Below are 18,748 nucleotides of genomic sequence, written 5' to 3' on the forward strand. Positions count from 1 at the left end.
TCGTCACGGCCGCAGCCACGCCCTGGACCAGGCGTCGTCGGCGCACCGGTCGCGTAGCGCGGTGAGCGCGCGGAGCATCGTCTCGCGCTCGCCGCCCGGCTCGACGGCCACCAGCAGGTCCTCGGTCCCGGCCCGCAGGTCGCGGGTCGCGGCCCGCGCCAGACGCCGTCCGGCCGCCGTCACCTCGACGCGGTTGGACCGGCGGTCGAGATCGTCGACGCGGCGGAACAGCAGCGCCCGCCGCTCGAGGTCGTCGAGGTCGGCGACGATGCGGTTGCGGTCGTAGCCGATGGCGCCGACGATCTCGCGCTGCGTGCGGCCCGGCGGCTCGGCGGCGGCGCGCAGGACGGCGCACTGCCACGACGTCATGCCGTGACGACGCGCTACGGAGGACTCCAACGCGGCGAGCGCCTTGGCGAGCGGGAGCACCAGGCCGGCGAGGTCTTGGCCGGCCGTGCGCGTGACGGCCATGCCTCCAGCGTAGGCGAAGGGTCGGAAAGATGGCCTGACCTGTGTGTTTGCGGTCAGATCTCCTCGCCGGGCCGCACCGTCGATCCCGTGACCCGCAAGCCGTACTGGTCGATCACGTGACAGGCGTGATCCTTCTCGTCCGCATGCGTGCGGGCAGCGTTCTCGGCGGTGGTGTAGCGGGAGAAATCGCGGCTGGTCCACGGGCAGCTGGGACAGTGAGCACGATAACGAGCGGCGTCCACGCAGCAAGACGTTAGCTGCGGTGGCGCCGGCGCGCGCGCCGAACGGCTCAATGGGTGAGACGACGCTTTCGTTCCGGGCCGCACCATAAGGTATTGCGGAGTCCGCCGCCGGTCCTCGGGGCGGCAGAACAGGAGCGCGACGTGCCCGACCCCTCCGCCGACGAGCAGCCCGCCGCCCCCGTCCCCGCCCCCGTCCGCGAGCCGGCGCCGATCCCCGTCCGCGCGCAGATCCTGTCGACAGAGCACTGGAGCCTGCTGGCCACCCGGGGGCTGGCGTGGAGTGAGAGCTTCAGCCGGGCCAGTTGGTTCCTGACCGTCGTGTCGGCGACCGTCGTCGCCCTGGCGCTGGTCGCCGACAGCACCGACTTCGGCGCCGGGTTCCGCCTGTTCGCGCTCGTGCTGATGCCGCTCCTGGTCGTCATCGGCGTCGCCACCGTCATCCGCCTCGTCCAGCTCAACAGCGAGGACGTCGAGCTGGTCGCCGGCATGAACCGGCTGCGGCGCGGTTACCTCGACCTCGCACCGGAGCTGGAGGAGTACTTCATCACCGGCCACCGCGAGGACGTCGCCGGGATCATGCAGACCTACGGCGGACGCCACAGCCGCGTCCCGGCCGGCCAGTACCTCTCCAGCATCGCGCTGCTCGTCAGCGTCATCGTGTCCGTGCTGATCGGCGCGCTGGCCGGCCTGATCGCCGACGCGTTCGGCGCCGGCACCGTCGCGGCCGTCGTCGCCGGCATCCTGGCCGGAATCGTCGCCCTGGCCCTCCTCGTCCGCCTGGTCGTCCGCCAGGTCAACCGCACCTGGGACCGGCGCTGAATTCTGTCGTGACTGCCGGTTATGTCGCGTTGAGTTGGCATGATTCGACCCCGTACGATGCGGATCGTGCCGCCGAACGAGATCGATCCGCCGACCGTGCAGGCCGCCGGCGACCGTCTGGTCGCGGTCGCGCCCGAAGCCGACTACGCCTTGCCCGATGTCTACGGGCCCGATCTGGACGGCATGCGCAGCGAGGAGTCGGTCACCGACGCCCGCGTCAAGGCCGTCGAGGTGTTGCACGTCCTCCGCGACCGCGCCGACCACCAGGGCCGCCTCGATCTGGCCGCCTACAACGAGTACAAGGACATCTGACGCCGTGTGGTTCGAGAAGCCCGACCCGTTCGACCACGACGCCGATGTCTGGACCGAGCAGGCGACCGGGTTCGACAACGCCGCCGCGGCCGCAAGGTCCATCGCCGACGACACCGGCACCGCGGCCACCGAGGCGGTCTGGAAGGGCCCGATGCCCGAGGAGCGGCTGAACCGCATGCTCCAGCAGGCGCAGGACGCGGGGCGAACGGCCGACGCGCTGGCGAACATGGCCGACGCGTGCCGCACCATCGCCGGTGAGGCGGATAGCGCGACGACCGCCATCAACGAGATCCGGCGCGAGTGGGACGAGGGCACGCTGTTCGACCGCGCCGGTTCCGAGGGTGAGGCCGACGCCGTCCGCGGCGAGTTCGCCGAGCGGACCTCCACCGCGCGCACCTCGCTCGTCGACCTCGCCGACCAGCTGCAACCGGTGATCGACGCCGGCGACCCGCTGGACTACCTGTTCAGCCCCATCCAGACCCACGGCGGGCCGGACCTCGGCGAACAGCTCGACGCCGAGGCCGCCGGCGAGTACTTCGAGACCGGCAAGCTCATCGACCCGGCCCAGGTCGAGGAGATCGAGACCACCATCACCGGCCTCTCCGACGGGCAGGACCCGCCGGCGGACTGGAACGAGTGGGCCCGGACCAACGGCTACTCGCCCGACGAGGTGCAGGCCGCCCTCGACAACCTCGACGCCGACGAGCGCGCCGCCCTCGACCAGTGGCTCGGCGACAACAAGGGCGACCCCGACAACGAGCAGCCCGACCCCGGCCAGCCGGCCCTCGGGCTCAGCTCGTTCCTCACGCGGAACATGAGCACGGAGCAGATCGCGGAGTTCCACGAGGACGTGCCCAACCTCGAGCCGACGCTGCACGGCGACGCCGACGGCTGGGTCGACGGCGACGTCGACATGTCGGCGGACACCGACTTCACCAACGGCGGCAACGGCTTCACCGACATCGACCAGGGCGGTCTCGGCGACTGCGCCACGCTGGCCTCCATCGCCGCCGCCCAGGCCGCCGACCCGACCTTCCTCGAGCGCCACATCCAGGAGAACCCGAACGGCACCTACACCGTCACCCTGTACGACGAGGCCGGCAACCCCGTCGAGGTGACCGTCAACGGCTACATCCCGGCCGACGACGGCAACCCGGTGTACAACGGCGACGAGCTCGACGGCGAGCTGACCTGGGCGTCCATCTACGAGAAGGCCATGGCGCAGTACCAGGGCGGCAACTACGTCGAGATCGACGGCGCCTACACCCCGGACCGGCTGGCCACGACGATCGGCACCGGCAGCAACAACACCGAGCTGCCGCTGAGCTCGATCATCCCGCCGGAGCTGCTGCTCGCCCAGATGCAGCAGGCGTTCGAGGACGGCCGGCCGATCATCATGGGCGGCGGCGGCCACGCGTATTCTGTGGTCGGATTCGAGAACGGACAGGTTCTGGTGATGAATCCCTGGGGCGGCGACGGCAGCGTCGTCGCGATGACGCCCGAGCAGTTCAACTCCGGGCAGTTCCCCCGCCGGCCGACGACTGGCCCGACTTCACCTACGTGGCGGTGACCGAATGAGCGCACGACCGTTGGACGGCGGCGGGCTCGCCTCCGTGGCCGTCGACCTCGTCGAACCGCCGGCGGACGACCCGACCGTGCACACCCGCACGGCCAAGGCTCGCGTCGTCGCCGGCGCGCCCGCGGGCACGAACCTGTCGCTCATCCACATCACGCCGCCGACCAGCCAGCGGCCGTCGATCCAGGTGGGCTCCGCGCCCGACCGCGAGACCGCGCCGTGGGCGCACCTGACGACGACGGGGCTGTGGAAGGACGTCACGGTCGACGGCCAGCGGGCGAGGCTGACCTACCGCCTGGCCTGGAGCCCGACGCCGAAGCGGTCGCTGCAGAACGGGACCAAGGTCGCCGTCGTCTACACCGACGACGTCGCGGTGGGCGACACCGTCACCCACGGACCGCTCAGCTACGAGGTGCTCGGCATCAGCGACACCGGTGACGTCACCACCAGCCACGTCGACCTCGCGGTCCGGTTCGACCCGTCGGTCCCGCTCACCGAGGACACCCCCTGAGCTCGGCACACCGCCGGACCATCGCGGCGGCAGCCGTGACGGTGCTCGCGCTCGGCCTCGCCGGGTGCGGTGACGACGACCAGGGCGACGGGCCCGATCCGAGCGCGAGCCCGACCCTGGGCGAGGGTGAGATCCCCGACGGCGAGCCGACGTCGCCGACGACCGCCATCGAGCTGTGCGAACCCGACGTCGAGGGCGACACGATCCTCGACCGCTCCGACTTCGCGTTGATCGCCTGCGACGCCCCCGCGGGCAGCAACCTCTCCATCGTCCACGTCACCCCGCCGGCCGGCCAGGACATCTCCGTCCAGGCCCGGTCCGCGGCCGACGACGACGAGACACCGCGCGTCACCCTGCAGGCGACCGGCCTGTGGCCCGACGCCGGCACCGGCGCGACGACCATCGACGGCGAGACCGCCACCTTCGCGTACACGCTGTTCTGGTACGCCGAAGGCGCCTCCACCGACGACCGCGTCGAACAGGACTTCGCCGACGAGATCACGGCCGGCGACATCGTCACGCACGGGCCGCTCACCTACGAGGTCCTGGGCGTCACCGACAGCGGCGATCCGGAGACCAGCCACCTCGACCTCGCCGTCACGTTCGACCCTGCCGTCCCGCTGGAATGACCCGGGTCGCCCGGCCTGGTCGGCTCTTGACGGCGCGTTGGTAAAAGGTTTTACTTCGGCGTGTGACGACCACCTTGCGGGTCCTGTGCTGGGACCATCCCCGGTGCACCGGGCCGATGGCGGCGGCCGCGGCCGCCTACCGGGCGGTGCGTCCGGACGTCGTGGTGCGGTGCGAGGCCCGGCCGCTGGCGCTGTTCAACGACCAGCCGCCGTGGGAGCTCGGCGACGGCTACGACCTGGCGTTCGTGGACCATCCGATGACCGGCGCGGCGGCCGAACGGGGCGCCCTGGTGCCGCTGGACGCCGTCCTGCCGGCGGAGCGGCTGGCCCGCATCGCCGCGGACTCGCTCGGGCACGACGCCTACGCGTGGGGCGGGCGCCAGTGGGCGCTGAGCGTCGACGTCGCGTGCCAGGTCGCCGTGGTGCGGGCCGACCGGCTCGAGGTCGTGCCCCGGACCTGGGACGACGTGCTGGCGCTGGCCGGGCGGACGGCCGGTGCGGTCGCGCTGACGCTGGCCCCGGCGGACGCGCTGTGCACGCTGGTGTCGCTGTCGGCCAACGCGGCGCTCGCCGCGGGCGAGCCGGCCACCTGGCTGCGTCCGGAGGCCGTGGAGTTCCTCGTCGAGCTGGCCCGGCTGGCGCACCCGGTGTCGATCGGGCTGACGCCGCCGCGGCTGCTCGAGCACCTGGCCGGCGACGGCGGCATCGTCTACGCGCCGTTCGTCTTCGGCTACGCCGTCGCGGCCCGCGGCCCGCTGGTATTCACCGACGTCCCGGGTGTCGACGGGCACCCGCGCGGCGCGATCCTCGGCGGCGCCGGCCTGGCCGTGCTGCCGGGCGGGCGCCACGTCGCGGAGGCGGCGGCGTTCGCGGCCTGGTGCATGAGCGCCGACGTCCAGCGGACGGTGCTGCTGACGGCGGGCGGGCAGCCGGGGCACGGGGCGGTCTGGGACGACCCCGCGTCGGGCGCGTTCTTCCGCGACATCCGCCGCAGCCTGGCGCAGGCGTACGTCCGGCCGCGCGACCCCTGGTGGCCGGCCTATCACCGGGTGGCCGGCGGGCTGCTGGCCGAGGCGCTGCGGGACGGCGACGGTGCCGCGTCGATCCACCGCCGGCTGGCCGATCTGGCCGACCGGCACCGCGAGGGGGTGCCCAGTGAGGCTCATGCGGCACCGACGGCGAGGCGGGGCCGAAGGTCCCGCCGAGTCGTCGGTCGAGACCGAACGCCGACTGGTGGGAAGGAGACATCGCTGCATGGGCCGATCGACTGATGTCACAGTGACCGCGCGCTGGGCCGTCGACGTCGACGACCTCGTCGCGGAGGTCGCGCCGGGCGCGCGCGTCGGCGTCAGCGGCTTCCACTTCACCCGGGCCCCGGTCGCGGCGCTGCTGGCGCTGGCCGACGCCGGCATTCGCGACTTGCACTACGTGGCGTGGGGCGGCGGGCTGCCGCTGGAGATCCTGCTCGGCCGCGGCGCGGTCGCCCGGGCCACGCTGTGCTTCTCCAGCCTCGACGTGCTCGGGCCGGCGCCGCGGTTCCGCCGCGCGGTGGAGTCCGGCGCCCTCGCGCTGGACGAGTGGACGGCGCTCGGCCTGATCAGCGGGCTGCGCGCGGCCGGCGAGAACCTGCCGTACGAGGTGTTCCACGAGCCGGCCGGCTCGTCGCTGACCGACGGGTTCAGCGTGCCTGCGCCGTCCCCGTACGGGCCGGACGGCACGCCGCTGCGGGCGGTCCGGCCGCTGCCGCTGGACGTGCTGCTGCTGCACGCGCAGCGCGCCGACGACGACGGCAACGTCGAGATCGCCGGTGCCCGCGGCCTGGACATGTCCGCGATCTTCGCCGCCCGCCGGGTCCTCGTCACCGTCGAGGAGCGGGTGCCGCGCGGCGCGCTGGGCGCGGCCCGCTCATTCGTGCTGCCGCGGACGTTCGTCAGCCGCCTGGCGGTCGCCCCGTTCGGCGCCTATCCGACGTCGTGTCTGCCGTTCTACCCGGCCGACTACCGGGCGCTTCGGGCCGTCGTCGGCGCCGACCCGGCCGGGCCGGTGCCCGAGTCCGCGCTCCGCCCGCCGCCCGACGCGCAGGCCGCGCTGGCCCGGCGGGCGGCTGTCCCGGCGACCTCGATCGCCACCGGCTTCCGGGCGCTGACCACCGTCGACGCCGCGGCCCCGTACACCGTCGACGAGCTGATGGTGGCGGTGCTGGCGCGGACGATCGGGCCGGGCGACGTCTGCTCGTTCGGCTCCGCCAGCCCGCTGCCGACGGCCGCGTACGTCCTGGCCAAGCACCTGTGGGCGCCGGACGTGGTGCTGATGTCGCACAACGGCGGCCTGGTCGACGTGCCGGTGCGCCCGCTCGCGCTGGCGGCGTCGGAGCAGCTCGACCACGAGCTGGCCGCCGCGCACACCGGCGGCGACGAGACCTACCACTGGTACTACCAGCGCGGCCTGGTGACCCACGAGGTGGTCGGGTCGGCGCAGGTCGACGCGCGGGGCGCGACCAACAACCTGTGGGTGCGCAAGGGCGACGGCACGCGGGTGCGGCTGCCCGGGCAGGGCGGCATGGCCGACGTCGCGAACCTGCACGCGAACTTCATGATCTACCTGCCGCGGCAGAGCACCCGGAACACCCCGGACGGGGTCGAGACGGTGAGCGCGCGGCGCGCCTGGGCCGACCCCGACCTGCGCCGCCGGTACGGCCTGCGGCCCGGCCGCACGCTCGTCGTCACCGACCTCGCTGTCTTCGAGGACGATCCGGCGACCGGGACGCTGCGGGTGCGCAGCCTGCACCCCGGCGTCAGCGTCGACGAGCTGCGCGCGCGGACCGGGTTCGACGTCGTCGTCCCGCCGAGTGCCGGCACGACCGAGCCGCCCACGCCGGACGAGCTGCACGCGCTGCGCACCGTCGTCGACCCGCTCGGCGTGCGGCGGCTCGACCTCGTCGGCGCCGCCGACCGCCAGCAGCTTGTCGACCAGCTCCTCGACCTGGAGGAGACCGTCCTCGACCCACCGACCCGCCGGAGCGCCGATGCCGTCCACTGACACCGCCGGGCCCCTGTCCCACGTGCGGGTGCTCGACTTCACCCAGCTGCTGCAGGGCCCGCTGGCCACCCAGATCCTCGGCGACCTCGGCGCCGACGTCGTCAAGCTGGAGAAACCGCACGGCGAGTGGATGCGCTCGTGGGGCATCCTGGCCAGCACCACCGCCGGCGAGATGGACAGCTTCCTGGCCTTCAACCGGAACAAGCGCAGCGTCGCCGCCGACCTCAAGGACCCGGCGGTGCGCGACCGGCTGCTCGACCTCAGCCGCGAGTTCGACGTCGTCGTCGAGAACTTCCGTCCCGGCGTCATGGACCGCCTCGGCCTGGGCTACGACGACTTCGCCGCGGTGAACCCGGCCATCGTCTACGCCAGCTCCAGCGGGTACGGGCAGACCGGCCCGTACCGGGAACGGCCCGGCCAGGACTTGCTGGTCCAGGCGCTGGCCGGCGCCCTGCACCTGACCGGGCGCCGGGAGGACCCGCCGACGCCCAGCGGCATCGGGATCAGCGACGAGTACACCGGCCTGCACCTCGCGGTCGCGATCCTGGCCGCACTCAGCCACCGTCAGGCCACGGGCATCGGCCAGCGCGTCGCCGTCGACCTGTTCTCCTGCACGATCGCCGCCCAGCAGCAGGAGCTGACGGTGTGGCTGAACCACCGCCGGCCCATGCCGCGCGCCGAGGAGAACGTCGGCCACGTCGGCGCCACCGCACCGTTCGGCACCTATCCGACCAGCGACGGCCACCTCGCGCTGGCGATGATGCCCTGCCCTCAGCTGGGGAAGATCCTCGGCGTCGACTGGCTGGAGGAGTTCGACACCAACGAGAAGATGTTCGCCGGGCGCGACGTCATCCACCGGCGGCTGGCCGCGCACTTCGCCACCGGCACGACCGCCGCCTGGCTGGCGCTGCTCGACGCGCACGACGTGTGGTGCGCGCCGGTCCAGGACTATCGTGCGCTGGAGCGTGACCCGCAGGTCCGGCACGCGGGCCTGCTCTGGGACGTCCCCGTCGGCGACGACGGCGCCACGTTCCGCACCGTCGGCTCGCCGTTCACGTTCTCGCGCACCCCACCGGCGCTGCGCCGCGGCGTGCCCCGCGCCGGACAGCACACCGACGAGATCCTGCCCGCCCTCGACGAGGAGGTCTGACCCCATGACGCCACGGTTCGCCGGCAAGGTCGCGGTCGTCACCGGAGCCGGCGCGGGCATCGGCCGCGCGGTCGCGCTCCGCTTGGCGGCCGAGGGCGCGTCCGTCGCCGTCCTCGATCTGGCCGCGGACGCCGCCGCCGACACCGTCGCGGCGATCACCGAGACCGGCGCCCACGCCCGGCCGGTCGTCGTCGACGTCGCCTCGCCCGATCAGGTGCGCGACGGCCTCGCGGACGTCGTCTCGGCGTTCGGCGGCATCGACGTGCTGGTCAACAACGCCGGCGTGGTCCGCTACGGCACCGTGCCCGAGATGTCCGTCGAGGACTGGCACCTGGTCGTCGGCACCAACCTCACCGGAACCTTCCTCACCTGCAAGTACGCCATCCCCGCCATGCGCGCCCGGGGCGGCGGCGCGATCGTCAACACCGCCTCCGCGCAGGCGTTCGCCAGCCAGCCGCTGGTCGCGGCGTACGCGGCGTCCAAGGGCGCCGTCGTGGCGATGACCCGCTCCCTCGCCGTCGACCACGCCGCCGACGGCATCCGGGTCAACTGCGTCTGCCCGGGCTCGGTCGAGACGCCCATGCTGCGCTACGGCGCCGAGCTGCTCGGCGAGGGCGACGCCGGCGCCACCATGCACGACTGGGGCCGCCAGCACCCGATCGGCCGGCTCATCCAGCCCTCCGACGTCGCCGGCCTCGTCGCGTTCCTCGCCAGCGACGACGCCGCCACCATCACCGGCGCCCCCTACCTGGTCGACGGTGGCCTGCTGGCGCGCCTCGGCGTCTAGGGTCGCGGGGTGAAGACCAGCATCACCGACGTCGCGCTGGCCGCCGCCGTCACGCCGGCCGTGGTCTCGCGGGTCCTCAACGGCGACCCGACCCTGAAGGTGCGCGCCGCGACGCGAGAACGCGTGCTGGCCGCGGCGCTCGAGCTTGACTACACGCCGAGCCACGCCGCCCGGGCGCTGCGGCGCAGCCGGTCGAACGCGCTCGGCCTGGCCGTCCATGACATGGCCAACCCGGTGTACGGGGAGATCATCGCGGGTGCCCAGAAGGCCGCCACCGATGCCGGCTACGTGCTGCTGCTGGCCGACATCGAGGCGCTGGCCAGGGGCGACGAGGCATTCCGTGGCGTCCTGCACGGCGGGGCCATCGACGGGCTGCTGCTGCAACGGGCCGGCACCGCCGCCGACCAGAAGATCGTCCGCGCGGCCAAGGCCCGGGTGCCGACAGTGCTGCTGAACGATCGCTCCACCACCCTCCCCAGCGTCGCCCTCGACGACGCCGCCGGCACGGACCTCGCCACTCAGCACCTGATCGAGCTGGGACACACCCGCATCGGTCACCTCACCGTCGGCGGGACCAGCCGCTCCAGCGCCCGGGTCCGGGGGTGGCGCGCCGCCCTGACCCGGGCCGGGCTGGCCGCGGACCCCGACCGGCTGGTCGACGGCGGACACACGGTCTCGCTGGGACACGACGGGATGGCCGCCATGCTCGCCGGCGTCCCCGCGGCGCACCGGCCGACCGCGTTCGTGGTGGGCAACGTCCTCGCGGCGATCGGGGCGCTCACCGCGGTTCGCGCGGCGGGCCTGTCGGTACCGGACGACCTCTCCTTGGTGGCCCTGCACCACGTCGTCTTCGCCGAGCACGTGACCCCGCCACTCACCACCGTCACCATGCCCCTGCGCGAGCTCGGATCGGCGGCCGTCACCTTGCTGCTGCAACGGCTGGACGCTGACGCGGACGGCGAGCAGGCCCGTGGCCTGGTGGTTCGCGACCCAGCGCCGAGCCTGGTGGTCCGCGGCTCGAGCGCTCCACCGAGGTCGCGGTGACCGTTGCTTCGGCGGGCGGCGGAGACTGTCGTGCCTGGTCGGTGGGCATGATCCACAGTTCGCCGACGGCGGCGTGGCGGGGGCGGGTGACCATGGAGGCGACGCCGTCGGGGGCGAGCACCTCGGTCTGCTCGTAGAAGGGGTCGACCACCATGTCTCGGCCGTCCTGCGCAAGCTGGACGTGAGCACGCGCGCCCAGGCCGCCGCCGAGGCCGTGCGGCGCGGCTTGGGCGAAAGATAGGGAAGCGTCCCCGACGTACGCGAGCCGGTTCCGGGCCTAGTGTCGGCCTCATCAGCACCGACCCAGGGGGAGACGATCATGTCCAGCACTGTCAGCGACCAGGAATTGAAGAGCCGCCATCGCGCCATGTGGGCCTCCGGCGACTACCCGCAGATGGTCACCACCTTCCTGCTTCCGCTCGGCCCACGCCTGGTCGACGCGTGCGGCATCGGGGCAGGCGACCGCGTGCTCGACGTCGCGTCCGGCACCGGCAACGCGGCCATTCCGGCGGCACGCAAGGGCGCGGATGTGACGGCCAGCGATCTCACGCCTGAGCTCCTCGATGCCGGCCGCGCGGTGGCCGAGACGGATGGCCTGCAGCTGACCTGGGTCCCCGCCGATGCCGAGCACCTGCCGTTCGCCGATGACCAGTTCGACGTCGTGATGTCCTCGATCGGTGTCATGTTCGCGCCGCACCACCAAGCGGCCGCCGACGAATTGGTGCGGGTCTGCCGGACGGGCGGGACGATCGGACTGCTGAGCTGGACTCCGGAGGGCATGATCGGTGACCTGTTCGCGACGATGAAGCCGTTCGCGCCGCCGCCGCCGGCCGGGGTGTCGTCCCCGCCATTGTGGGGCAGCGAGATTCACCTGGATGAGCTCTTCGGCGACCGGGTGACCTTCGGCAGGCGCGAACGGGCCACGTTGGAGATCACGGCGTTCGCCCGCGCCCATGGCTACGGCGAGCACTTCAAGGCCTTCTACGGGCCGACCATCGCAGCGCGCAACAACGCGGAGAAGAACGGACGGGCCGACGAGTTCGATGCGGCGCTCGAGGCCTTCTGCGACAAGTGGAACCGCGGCACGCACGAGCGGGCGCGCTTCGAGAAGGAGTACCTGCTGTCGATCGGCACCAAGAGCTAGGGAACCAGAGCCGGGCGCGTCGGGCGGCGCGAGACCTGATCGTCGTCCGACCTCCCCGAAGTACAAGGAGCCGACTCCGATGGAAACCTTGACCGTGGCCGCCGTCCAAGCCGCGTACGTTCTGATGGACCGCGAGGCGAACCTCGACCGCGTCGAGGCGCTCACCGCGGACGCCGCGAGCCACGGCGCCCAGCTCGTGGTCTTTCCCGAGGCATTCGTGCCCGGCACCCCGATCTGGATCGACACGCGCCCGATCTGGGACGGCGACGACGAGTGGTTCCGCCTCCTGGTGGCCAACGCCGTCGTGGTCGGCTCGCCGCACTGCGATCGCCTGGCGCGGATCGCGGCGACCTACGCCGTCTGGCTCGTGATCGGGATACAGGAGCGGGAGCCGGCCGGGGCCTCGATCTACAACACGGTGCTGTACTTCTCGCCGGCGGGCCAGCTGGTCGGGCGGCACCGCAAGCTGGTGCCCACAGGGTCGGAACGGACAGTCTGGGCACCGGGGGACGGCTCGACGCTTCCGGTTGTCGACACCGGCACGGCACGCATCAGTGGACTGATCTGCTGGGAGAACTACATGCCGCTCGCGCGGTTCCACCTGTACGCGCAGGGCGTGGACGTCTGGCTGGCGCCGACGTTGGCCGTCGGCGACGCATGGATCGCCACGTTGCAGCACCTGGCACGGGAGAACCGGATGTACGTCGTCGGTGTCAACCCGGTGCTGCACGAGGGCATGGTGCCCGCCGACTTTCCGCACCGGGACCGCCTCCTGCCGGAGAGCTTCCTCGCATCGAGCGGGCCGTGGGTCGAGGAGGGCAACAGCGCCATCGTCGGACCCGGCGGCAGCATCCTCGCCGGTCCGGTGCGGGAGCGAGAGCAGACACTCCTGGCCGAGCTGGACCTCGGCCAGGTCGCGTCGGCCCGCCGCCTCATGGATCCGACCGGGCACTACAACCGGCCCGACGTCTTCCGCCTCCTCGTGGACACCTCGCCCCGACCGCCTGTCCAAGCGGCGACCCTCGGCGTGACGGTCCCGGAATGAGCGTCCGCACCTCGGCCGACCCATGACGCGGCGCCGACGATTCGATGAGTGAGCGTGATCGATGCCTCATCGCACGCACGACGGCGGCGCCCTGGTGGATGGGGCGACGGCGTCAGTAGCCTCGGTAGTCCGCCAGCGCCAGCGCCTGCCGGAACTCCTCGACGGAGACGACGCGGCCGTGGTGCGCTTCGAGCAGTGCGGTGAAGGTGGTGATGCCGAGCGCCGCCAGCTTCTCGGCGAAGTCGACGGTGATTGGCATCGCCGGGTTCAGACCCCCGCCGGTGGCCGGCGAGAAGAAGATGTCCGCCTGCCAGACGACGCCCTGGTCGGGGAGGTGAACGATCGTGAGCTCCTCCGAGTGCGCGTTCGGGCCGACGTCGTGGAGCACCATGGTCCGGACGTTGTCGGAGATCACGTGCGTGCCGCGGAAGGCCTCGATCGGCGGGCCGTCGTCCGTGGCGACGTAAGGGTCCGGCGAGATGGTCCGCGGCGCGGGCCGGGCCAGCGTGCGGTAGAACTCGACGTGGCCTGGCGTCGTGAGCACCGTGGCGCCGATCTCGAAGTACGCCCTGGCGCCGCCGCCGTGGTCGCCGTGGGTGTGGCTCGGCACCACGTAGCGCACCGGCTTGTCCGGGAACCGCTCGCGCAGCGCGGCAATGGTCGAGCGGGAGCGGTGGTAATCGTCGGGGCAGTCGGCGACGGCGAGGAAGTCGCCGAACTCGACGACCATGACGCCGTCGGGGTCGAGGTACACGCCGTCGGCGACCTCGCGGAGGCGCTCATCCGGCCGGTCCGGTGCGGGCCTTGGACGGGTGTAGCCGGGCGGCAGCTCGAACCGGTCGTCTTCGACCGCAAGGTCGACGCCGTACTCGAGGTCCAGCTCGCGCACGACCTCGTCGTTGCACCGGTCCGTGCGCTTGGCGGGGAGGACCACCCCGCCGACCCGGCGCCAGTCCGAGTACGCGACACGGTCGGTGACGTCGCCGTACACGCCGTCGCCGCGGACCGACTCGAACCCGTGGACGACACCGGTGCCCGTCTCGACGAGCAGCGTGACGGTGCCGCCGTCGCGCTGGGTCCAGGCCACAGCGTCCATGGGCAGGTCGTCGCGCGTGACGCGGCCCAGCCGGCGCAGGTTGGTGCCGCAGTCCCACGCGTCGATCAGGATGAGCGGCGGGATCCAGCGCGTGGCCAGCGCCCAGGGTCCGGCGGTCTCGCGCCCGGAGTAGGTGGCGATGACCTCGCTGCCGTAGTGGTTGCGGTCGGGCTCCCAGTGCACGCCCTGGTCGCCGCGGACCGCCCAGGCGGCGCCGAACCGGCCGATCCCCGGGTAGGACGTGTAGTTCTCGGCGAACATCCGCTCGCCCTCGCGGTCGACGACGACGCTGCCGCTGGCGGGTTCACGGTCCCACGGCGGGTACGCCTGCCGACTCTGGTTGATCATGGTGCGGTGGCCGGTGTAGTGCAGCGTGACGGTGCGCAGACGGCGGAGGCGATCCTCCCCGCCGGCGACGGCGATCGCCCGTTCCAGCACGGCGCGTGCCTGCTGGACGGAGTGCAGGGTCGAGTCAGCCGGCGCGAATACCATGGCGTCCATGGCCACCCAGCCTGGCACTGTGCGGGGGTGCCGGTCTTGAACGAACACAAGGTGCCCGCAGGCGGCCGCGATCTCTCCGCCGGCGAGTTCTACGGCGAGGTACTGCGCACTCAGGCCGCGTCGCAGTTTGTGCTGTCCGAGATCAGCCATGCGCGCGGCCGGGCACTGCCGACCCACGCGCACAGGGCCGCGTACTTCAGCCTGCTCGTCGACGGGCGCTACGCCGAGCGTTACGACGGCCGGTGCCACGAGTACGAACCGCTGACCGTCTGGTGGCACCGTCCGGGGGTCGTGCACGACGACGCGGTCGGCACCGGTGGCGGCCGGTTCTTCAACGTCGAGCTCACCGCCGGGGGCACACAGCTGCTGGCGCAGGCCGGGCCGTCGCGGCGCGACTTCCACGAGGAGCGGACCCGGGTCGTCTGGCTGGCCTGCCGGCTGCTGCGTGAGCTGCGGCAGTGGCGGCCCTGCTCCACCTTGGTCGCCGAGAGCCTGGCGCTGGAGCTGGCCGGGTGCGCGCTGCGGCACGCCGAACGGCCGCCGTCGTCGCCGCCCGGCTGGCTGGCCCGAGTCGTGCAGCAGCTGCACGACGAGCCGCACCGGCGGCACTCCACGGCGGCGCTGGCGCGCGAGGCCGGCGTGCATCCCGTCCATCTCGCCGCGGTGTTCCGCCGGTTCCACAGGCAGAGTGTCGGCGAGTACGTGCGGACGATGCGCGTCCGGCAGGCGGCGCTGCTGCTGCGCCGCGGCGACGTGTCGCTCGCCCAGGCGGCCGTGTTGCTCGGCTTCGCCGACCAGGCCCATTTCACCCGGGTCTTCGGCGGCGTCGTGGGTATGCCACCGGGCGCGTTCCGGCGGCTGCTCGCATGAGCTGCGAGCGCAGGGCCGGCGTACGTGGTCGTTCGATCGTGATCGACATGACCGCTGACCTGCTGGTGCCCGCGGTAGGATTCGAACCTACGGCCTTCTGCTCCGGAGGCAGACGCTCTATCCCCTGAGCTACGCGGGCTCGGGCTTGAGAAGGGTATCAGCCCTCCGCAGGGCCGGGCGAACCTGTTCAGCTCACGGCAGCGTGAGGATGCGCGGCCCGTCGGCGGTGATGGCGACGGTGTGCTCGACGTGGGCGCTGCGGCTGCCGTCGTCGGTGACGAGCGACCACCCGTCGTCGGCCGTGTGGTAGCCGTCGTGGCCGCCGGCCATGAGGCTGGGCTCGATGGCGATGACCAGCCCCGGGCGCAGCCGCAGGCCGCGGCCCGGCTCGCCCTCGTTGGGCACGAACGGCTCCTCGTGCATGGCCCGGCCGATGCCGTGGCCGCCGAAGTCGTTCTGCATGCCATAGCCCGCGGAGCGCCCGACCGCGGACATCGCGTGACCGACGTCACCCAGGTGGGCGCCGGGCTGGGCTGCCGCGATGCCGGCGGCGAGGGTCCGCTCGGCGGTCTCGACCAGCGCGACGTCCGCGGGCGCGGGCGTCCCGACGACGAAGCTGATGGCGGCGTCGGCGTGCCAGCCGTCGACGTGCGCGCCGCAGTCGACGCTGAGGAGGTCGCCGTCGCGCAGCAGGTACGGCGTCGGCAGGCCGTGCAGCATGATGTCGTTCACCGACGTGCAGATGACGCCCGGATACGGCGTCGCGCCGAACCGCGGGTGGTACCCCAGGAACGACGACACCGCCCCCGCGCCGTCGATGACCTTGCGGGCGAGCTCGTCCAGTTCCGCCAGCGACACGCCGGGCACGGCCTGCGCGCGCATCTCCGCATGGACGGCGGCGACGACGCGGCCGGCCGCCCGCATCGCCTCGATCTCGGCGGCGGTCTTCAACTCGATCATGCGGCACCCTCGCGGTTGGAGCCCTACGTTCAGCGAACGCCGATAACTATACCGGTTCGCCGGTCGCGACCGACTCGATCGCGGTGCGCAGGAGGGTGAGGCTCTCCTCGACGTGGTCGGTGGGGAGGGCGCCGAAGCCGAGGAGGAGGCCGCGGTGGCGGCCGGTGACGGTGCGGTCGGAGATGGCCGCGACGGCGACGCCTGCGGAGGCGGCCTGCCGGGCGACCTCGACGTCGTCCAGGTGTGGGTCGCGGAAGAGGGCGGGGACGTCCAGGCCGGTGGGGGAGGGCTGGAGCGTCGCGTGCTCACCGAGCGTCCAGGTCGCCGCCGTGATCAGGCGTTCGCGCCGTTCGGTGTAGACCGCTCGCATCCGCCGCACGTGCCGGGACAGGTGCCCGTCGCGGAGGAAGGCGGCCGCCGCGAGCTGCACGGGCGTGGCCGGCTCGGGGTCGAGGACCTGCTTGGCCTTGTGCAGGACGGCGTGCAGGGGCGCCGGCGCGACGAGGTAGCCGATGCGCACGTCGGGGCGGAGCAGACGGGCCAGCGAGCCGGCGTAGAGCACGCGGCCGGACCGGTCGAGACCGCGCAGCGGGTCGATCGGGCGGCCGGTGTGGCGGAACTCGCCGTCGTGGCCGTCCTCGACGATCACGCCGTCGACGCGGCCGGCCCAGTCCAGCAGCGCCACGCGCCGGTCGGCGGAGAGCGGCCGGCCCAGCGGGAAGTGCCGGGCCGCGCGGGTGTAGACGCAGCGCACGCCGGAAGGGATCGCGTCGACCACCAGCCCCTCGGCGTCGACACGGACAGGGACGACGTGCAGCCCGAGGCTCGTGAACAGTGCCGCGAGGTCGCGATGGCCCGGTTCCTCGACCGCCACCAGGTCGCCGGGCTCGAGCAGCACCCGCGCGGCCAGCTCCACCGCCTGCCGCGCGCCGGTGGTGACGACGACGTCGTCCGGCTCGGCCGGTACGCCATGGAAGAGGCCGAGGTGCTGGGCCAGCGCGGACCGCAGCGCGACCGGCCCGGCCACGTCGGACGAAGTGGCGCTGAGCGCCTCGGCGTTCGTGTGCCGCGACAGCTCCGAGCGCCAGGTCGAGAACGGGAACTGCCGCGGGTCCGGCCGCCCCGGCCGCAGGTCGAACCGGACGTCGCCGGCGGCGGCATCGCAGGAGGCGGGCAGAGCCGGCCACAGCGGCGCCGGCCGCAGCGGCGACGTCGCGGCGGACGGCCGGGCCCGGGCGCCCGCCGGGCTCCCGGTCACGAACGTCCCCACCCCCACCCGCCCCTTCACCAGGCCCTCCGCCATCAGCCGGTCGTAGGCCGTGCCCACGGTGGTGCGGGAGACGCAGAGCCGGGCGGCGAGGTCGCGGGTCGACGGCAGCAGCTCGCCGTGCTCCATCAGGCCGTCGAGGATCACCTGCCGGATGCGCCGGTGGATCTGACCGCTCAGATCGCCGTCCCCGGTCAGGGTGACGTGGAGGTTGATCCGGCGTGGCAAGGAGCGGTCCCATCGGTCGACTGGTCTGACGAGACCAGCCAACCCCCTCGTTGCTTCATTTCAGCGTCGGAACTGCTTCACCCGGCACGGTCCGCGTGTGTCGCCGGCTACCGGCGCGCAGCGTGCGGCCGCCGCCAGACGACGTCCGTCACCTGATCATCTACCGGCCGACCAGGCTGAGCTCGCCGATCGCGGTGAAGTCGCGGCCGCCGGGGTCGGACACCTCGTCGAGGCGGATGCGCACCGTCGTCGTCTCGACCGGCGCGTCGAGCGTGAAGACCTGCGGCTCGACCGTCTCCTCCAGCTCGAAGGACGCCTCGGTGCCGTCGTCGAAGATCCAGGTGGCGGCGAGGACGCGGCGGTTCTGGCCGTACCGGCGGTCGCCGCTCTCCTCGTCGACCTTCGCGTAGCCGTTGACCATGCCGACCTCGGTGATGGTCCGGGCCGACGGCAGCGTGAGGACGATCTCCTCGTCCTCGGCGTCGCCCTCGACCCGCCAGGCCGTGCTCGGGTCGCCGTCGACGAGGTTGGCTGCGGCGTAGCCGATGGTGTTGCCGGCGCTGTCGACGCCTTCGGGCGCGGTGCCGGGCACGTCGACGTCCGCCTGCGCTGCGACCTCGGCCGGGGGCGCGGCGTCGCCGGTGTCGTCGCCGGCCGGCTCGCGTCCGACCAGGATGACCACGATCATCACGACGACGATCGCGGCGGCCGCCGCGGCGATGGCCAAGACGCCCCGCGACACCGGCGCCCGGTCGTGCTCCGGAGGCGGCGGCACCGGGCCGGCGGGCGGTGGTGGCGGCGGCGGGGCGATGCCGATCGGCTGGGTGCCCTGCCGTGGCGGCGGCGGTTCCGCCGGCCTGACCGGCGGCGACGGCCTGATCGCCGACGACGGTGGTGGCGGCGGGACCGAGACCGCCACCGGCGCCGGGGTCGTCACGATCGCGGCGCGGCACCGGGGGCACTCCCGGGCCAGTTCGGAGACGCGGTTCCCGCACGCGTCGCAGACGGCCATCTCGCTGTCCTCCTCATCGCTGCGCCGAGACGGTACGCGACGCCG

At 73.1% G+C, this 18,748-nt stretch carries 19 protein-coding genes and 1 tRNA gene; 13 read left to right on the forward strand and 7 right to left on the reverse strand.

Going from position 1 to position 18,748, the window contains the following annotated elements; all coding sequences use genetic code 11:
- Positions 1-3: 3 nt before the first annotated feature.
- Complete coding sequence (locus BLV05_RS13490; RefSeq protein ID WP_046771313.1) at positions 4-471, reverse strand: MarR family transcriptional regulator; 468 nt, start codon at positions 469-471, stop codon at positions 4-6.
- 53 nt (positions 472-524) lie between these two features.
- Entirely contained in the window at positions 525-713 is a 189-nt protein-coding gene (locus BLV05_RS13495) for a hypothetical protein (RefSeq protein WP_046771314.1), read from the reverse strand.
- Between the two features lie 141 nt (positions 714-854).
- On the opposite strand from BLV05_RS13495, the gene BLV05_RS13500 reads away from it, so the two are divergent.
- The 12 genes from BLV05_RS13500 (at position 855) to BLV05_RS13555 (ending at position 12,769) form a co-directional block, all read left to right on the forward strand.
- The gene (locus BLV05_RS13500) at positions 855-1,532 is read left to right on the forward strand and encodes a hypothetical protein (RefSeq protein ID WP_052762900.1); all 678 of its coding nucleotides are present in this window, start codon (positions 855-857) and stop codon (positions 1,530-1,532) included.
- Positions 1,533-1,598: 66 nt separating this feature from the next.
- Positions 1,599-1,844 (forward strand): hypothetical protein, encoded by a 246-nt coding sequence (locus BLV05_RS13505; RefSeq protein ID WP_152690959.1) that lies wholly within the window; start codon positions 1,599-1,601, stop codon positions 1,842-1,844.
- A gap of 4 nt (positions 1,845-1,848) precedes the next feature.
- Entirely contained in the window at positions 1,849-3,414 is a 1,566-nt protein-coding gene (locus tag BLV05_RS13510; protein WP_083421318.1) for a C2 family cysteine protease, read from the forward strand.
- Between the two features lie 4 nt (positions 3,415-3,418).
- Positions 3,419-3,931 (forward strand): hypothetical protein, encoded by a 513-nt coding sequence (locus BLV05_RS13515; protein WP_152690960.1) that lies wholly within the window; start codon positions 3,419-3,421, stop codon positions 3,929-3,931.
- 35 nt (positions 3,932-3,966) lie between these two features.
- Entirely contained in the window at positions 3,967-4,560 is a 594-nt protein-coding gene (locus tag BLV05_RS13520; protein ID WP_046771318.1) for a hypothetical protein, read from the forward strand.
- 62 nt (positions 4,561-4,622) lie between these two features.
- Positions 4,623-5,831: an extracellular solute-binding protein gene (locus BLV05_RS13525; protein WP_052762901.1), complete on the forward strand. Its 1,209-nt coding sequence runs from the start codon at positions 4,623-4,625 to the stop codon at positions 5,829-5,831.
- Positions 5,815-7,599 carry a CoA-transferase gene (locus tag BLV05_RS13530; protein WP_046771319.1) on the forward strand — a complete coding sequence of 595 codons (1,785 nt, stop codon included), beginning with the start codon at positions 5,815-5,817 and terminating at the stop codon, positions 7,597-7,599. The genes BLV05_RS13525 and BLV05_RS13530 overlap by 17 nt, the downstream gene beginning before the upstream one ends.
- Positions 7,586-8,749 (forward strand): CaiB/BaiF CoA transferase family protein, encoded by a 1,164-nt coding sequence (locus BLV05_RS13535; RefSeq protein ID WP_046771320.1) that lies wholly within the window; start codon positions 7,586-7,588, stop codon positions 8,747-8,749. Before BLV05_RS13530 ends, BLV05_RS13535 begins: the two co-directional genes overlap by 14 nt.
- A 4-nt stretch (positions 8,750-8,753) precedes the next feature.
- The gene (locus BLV05_RS13540; RefSeq protein WP_046771321.1) at positions 8,754-9,536 is read left to right on the forward strand and encodes an SDR family NAD(P)-dependent oxidoreductase; all 783 of its coding nucleotides are present in this window, start codon (positions 8,754-8,756) and stop codon (positions 9,534-9,536) included.
- Positions 9,537-9,545: 9 nt separating this feature from the next.
- Positions 9,546-10,580 carry a LacI family DNA-binding transcriptional regulator gene (locus tag BLV05_RS13545; protein WP_046771322.1) on the forward strand — a complete coding sequence of 345 codons (1,035 nt, stop codon included), beginning with the start codon at positions 9,546-9,548 and terminating at the stop codon, positions 10,578-10,580.
- 319 nt (positions 10,581-10,899) lie between these two features.
- Positions 10,900-11,724, forward strand: coding sequence for a class I SAM-dependent methyltransferase (locus BLV05_RS13550; RefSeq protein WP_046771323.1), 825 nt, complete (start codon positions 10,900-10,902; stop codon positions 11,722-11,724).
- A 79-nt stretch (positions 11,725-11,803) separates the two neighbouring features.
- A complete protein-coding gene (locus tag BLV05_RS13555) occupies positions 11,804-12,769 on the forward strand; it encodes a carbon-nitrogen hydrolase family protein (RefSeq protein WP_046771324.1) in 966 nt (321 codons plus the stop codon).
- A 112-nt stretch (positions 12,770-12,881) separates the two neighbouring features.
- Here the strand turns inward: BLV05_RS13555 and BLV05_RS36550 are convergent, their stop codons facing one another.
- Positions 12,882-14,366, reverse strand: a complete 1,485-nt coding sequence (locus BLV05_RS36550) for an MBL fold metallo-hydrolase (protein ID WP_160312796.1) — start codon at positions 14,364-14,366, stop codon at positions 12,882-12,884.
- Between the two features lie 36 nt (positions 14,367-14,402).
- Between BLV05_RS36550 and BLV05_RS36555 the strand changes: the two genes are divergently transcribed.
- Complete coding sequence (locus BLV05_RS36555) at positions 14,403-15,236, forward strand: helix-turn-helix transcriptional regulator (RefSeq protein ID WP_160312797.1); 834 nt, start codon at positions 14,403-14,405, stop codon at positions 15,234-15,236.
- Between the two features lie 63 nt (positions 15,237-15,299).
- On the opposite strand, the gene BLV05_RS13565 is transcribed toward BLV05_RS36555, so the two are convergent.
- The 4 genes from BLV05_RS13565 to BLV05_RS13580 all read right to left on the reverse strand — a co-directional run bounded on the left by BLV05_RS13565 (position 15,300) and on the right by BLV05_RS13580 (position 18,703).
- Positions 15,300-15,375 (reverse strand) — tRNA-Arg (locus BLV05_RS13565).
- A gap of 53 nt (positions 15,376-15,428) precedes the next feature.
- On the reverse strand, positions 15,429-16,196 hold the full coding sequence (gene map, locus BLV05_RS13570; protein WP_046771326.1) for a type I methionyl aminopeptidase: 768 nt from the start codon (positions 16,194-16,196) through the stop codon (positions 15,429-15,431).
- A gap of 46 nt (positions 16,197-16,242) precedes the next feature.
- A complete protein-coding gene (gene pdxR, locus BLV05_RS13575; protein WP_052762904.1) occupies positions 16,243-17,691 on the reverse strand; it encodes a MocR-like pyridoxine biosynthesis transcription factor PdxR in 1,449 nt (482 codons plus the stop codon).
- 160 nt (positions 17,692-17,851) lie between these two features.
- Positions 17,852-18,703: a discoidin domain-containing protein gene (locus BLV05_RS13580; RefSeq protein ID WP_046771327.1), complete on the reverse strand. Its 852-nt coding sequence runs from the start codon at positions 18,701-18,703 to the stop codon at positions 17,852-17,854.
- Positions 18,704-18,748: the final 45 nt, after the last annotated feature.

The organism is Jiangella alkaliphila (assembly GCF_900105925.1).
GTDB classification, from domain to species: domain Bacteria; phylum Actinomycetota; class Actinomycetes; order Jiangellales; family Jiangellaceae; genus Jiangella; species Jiangella alkaliphila.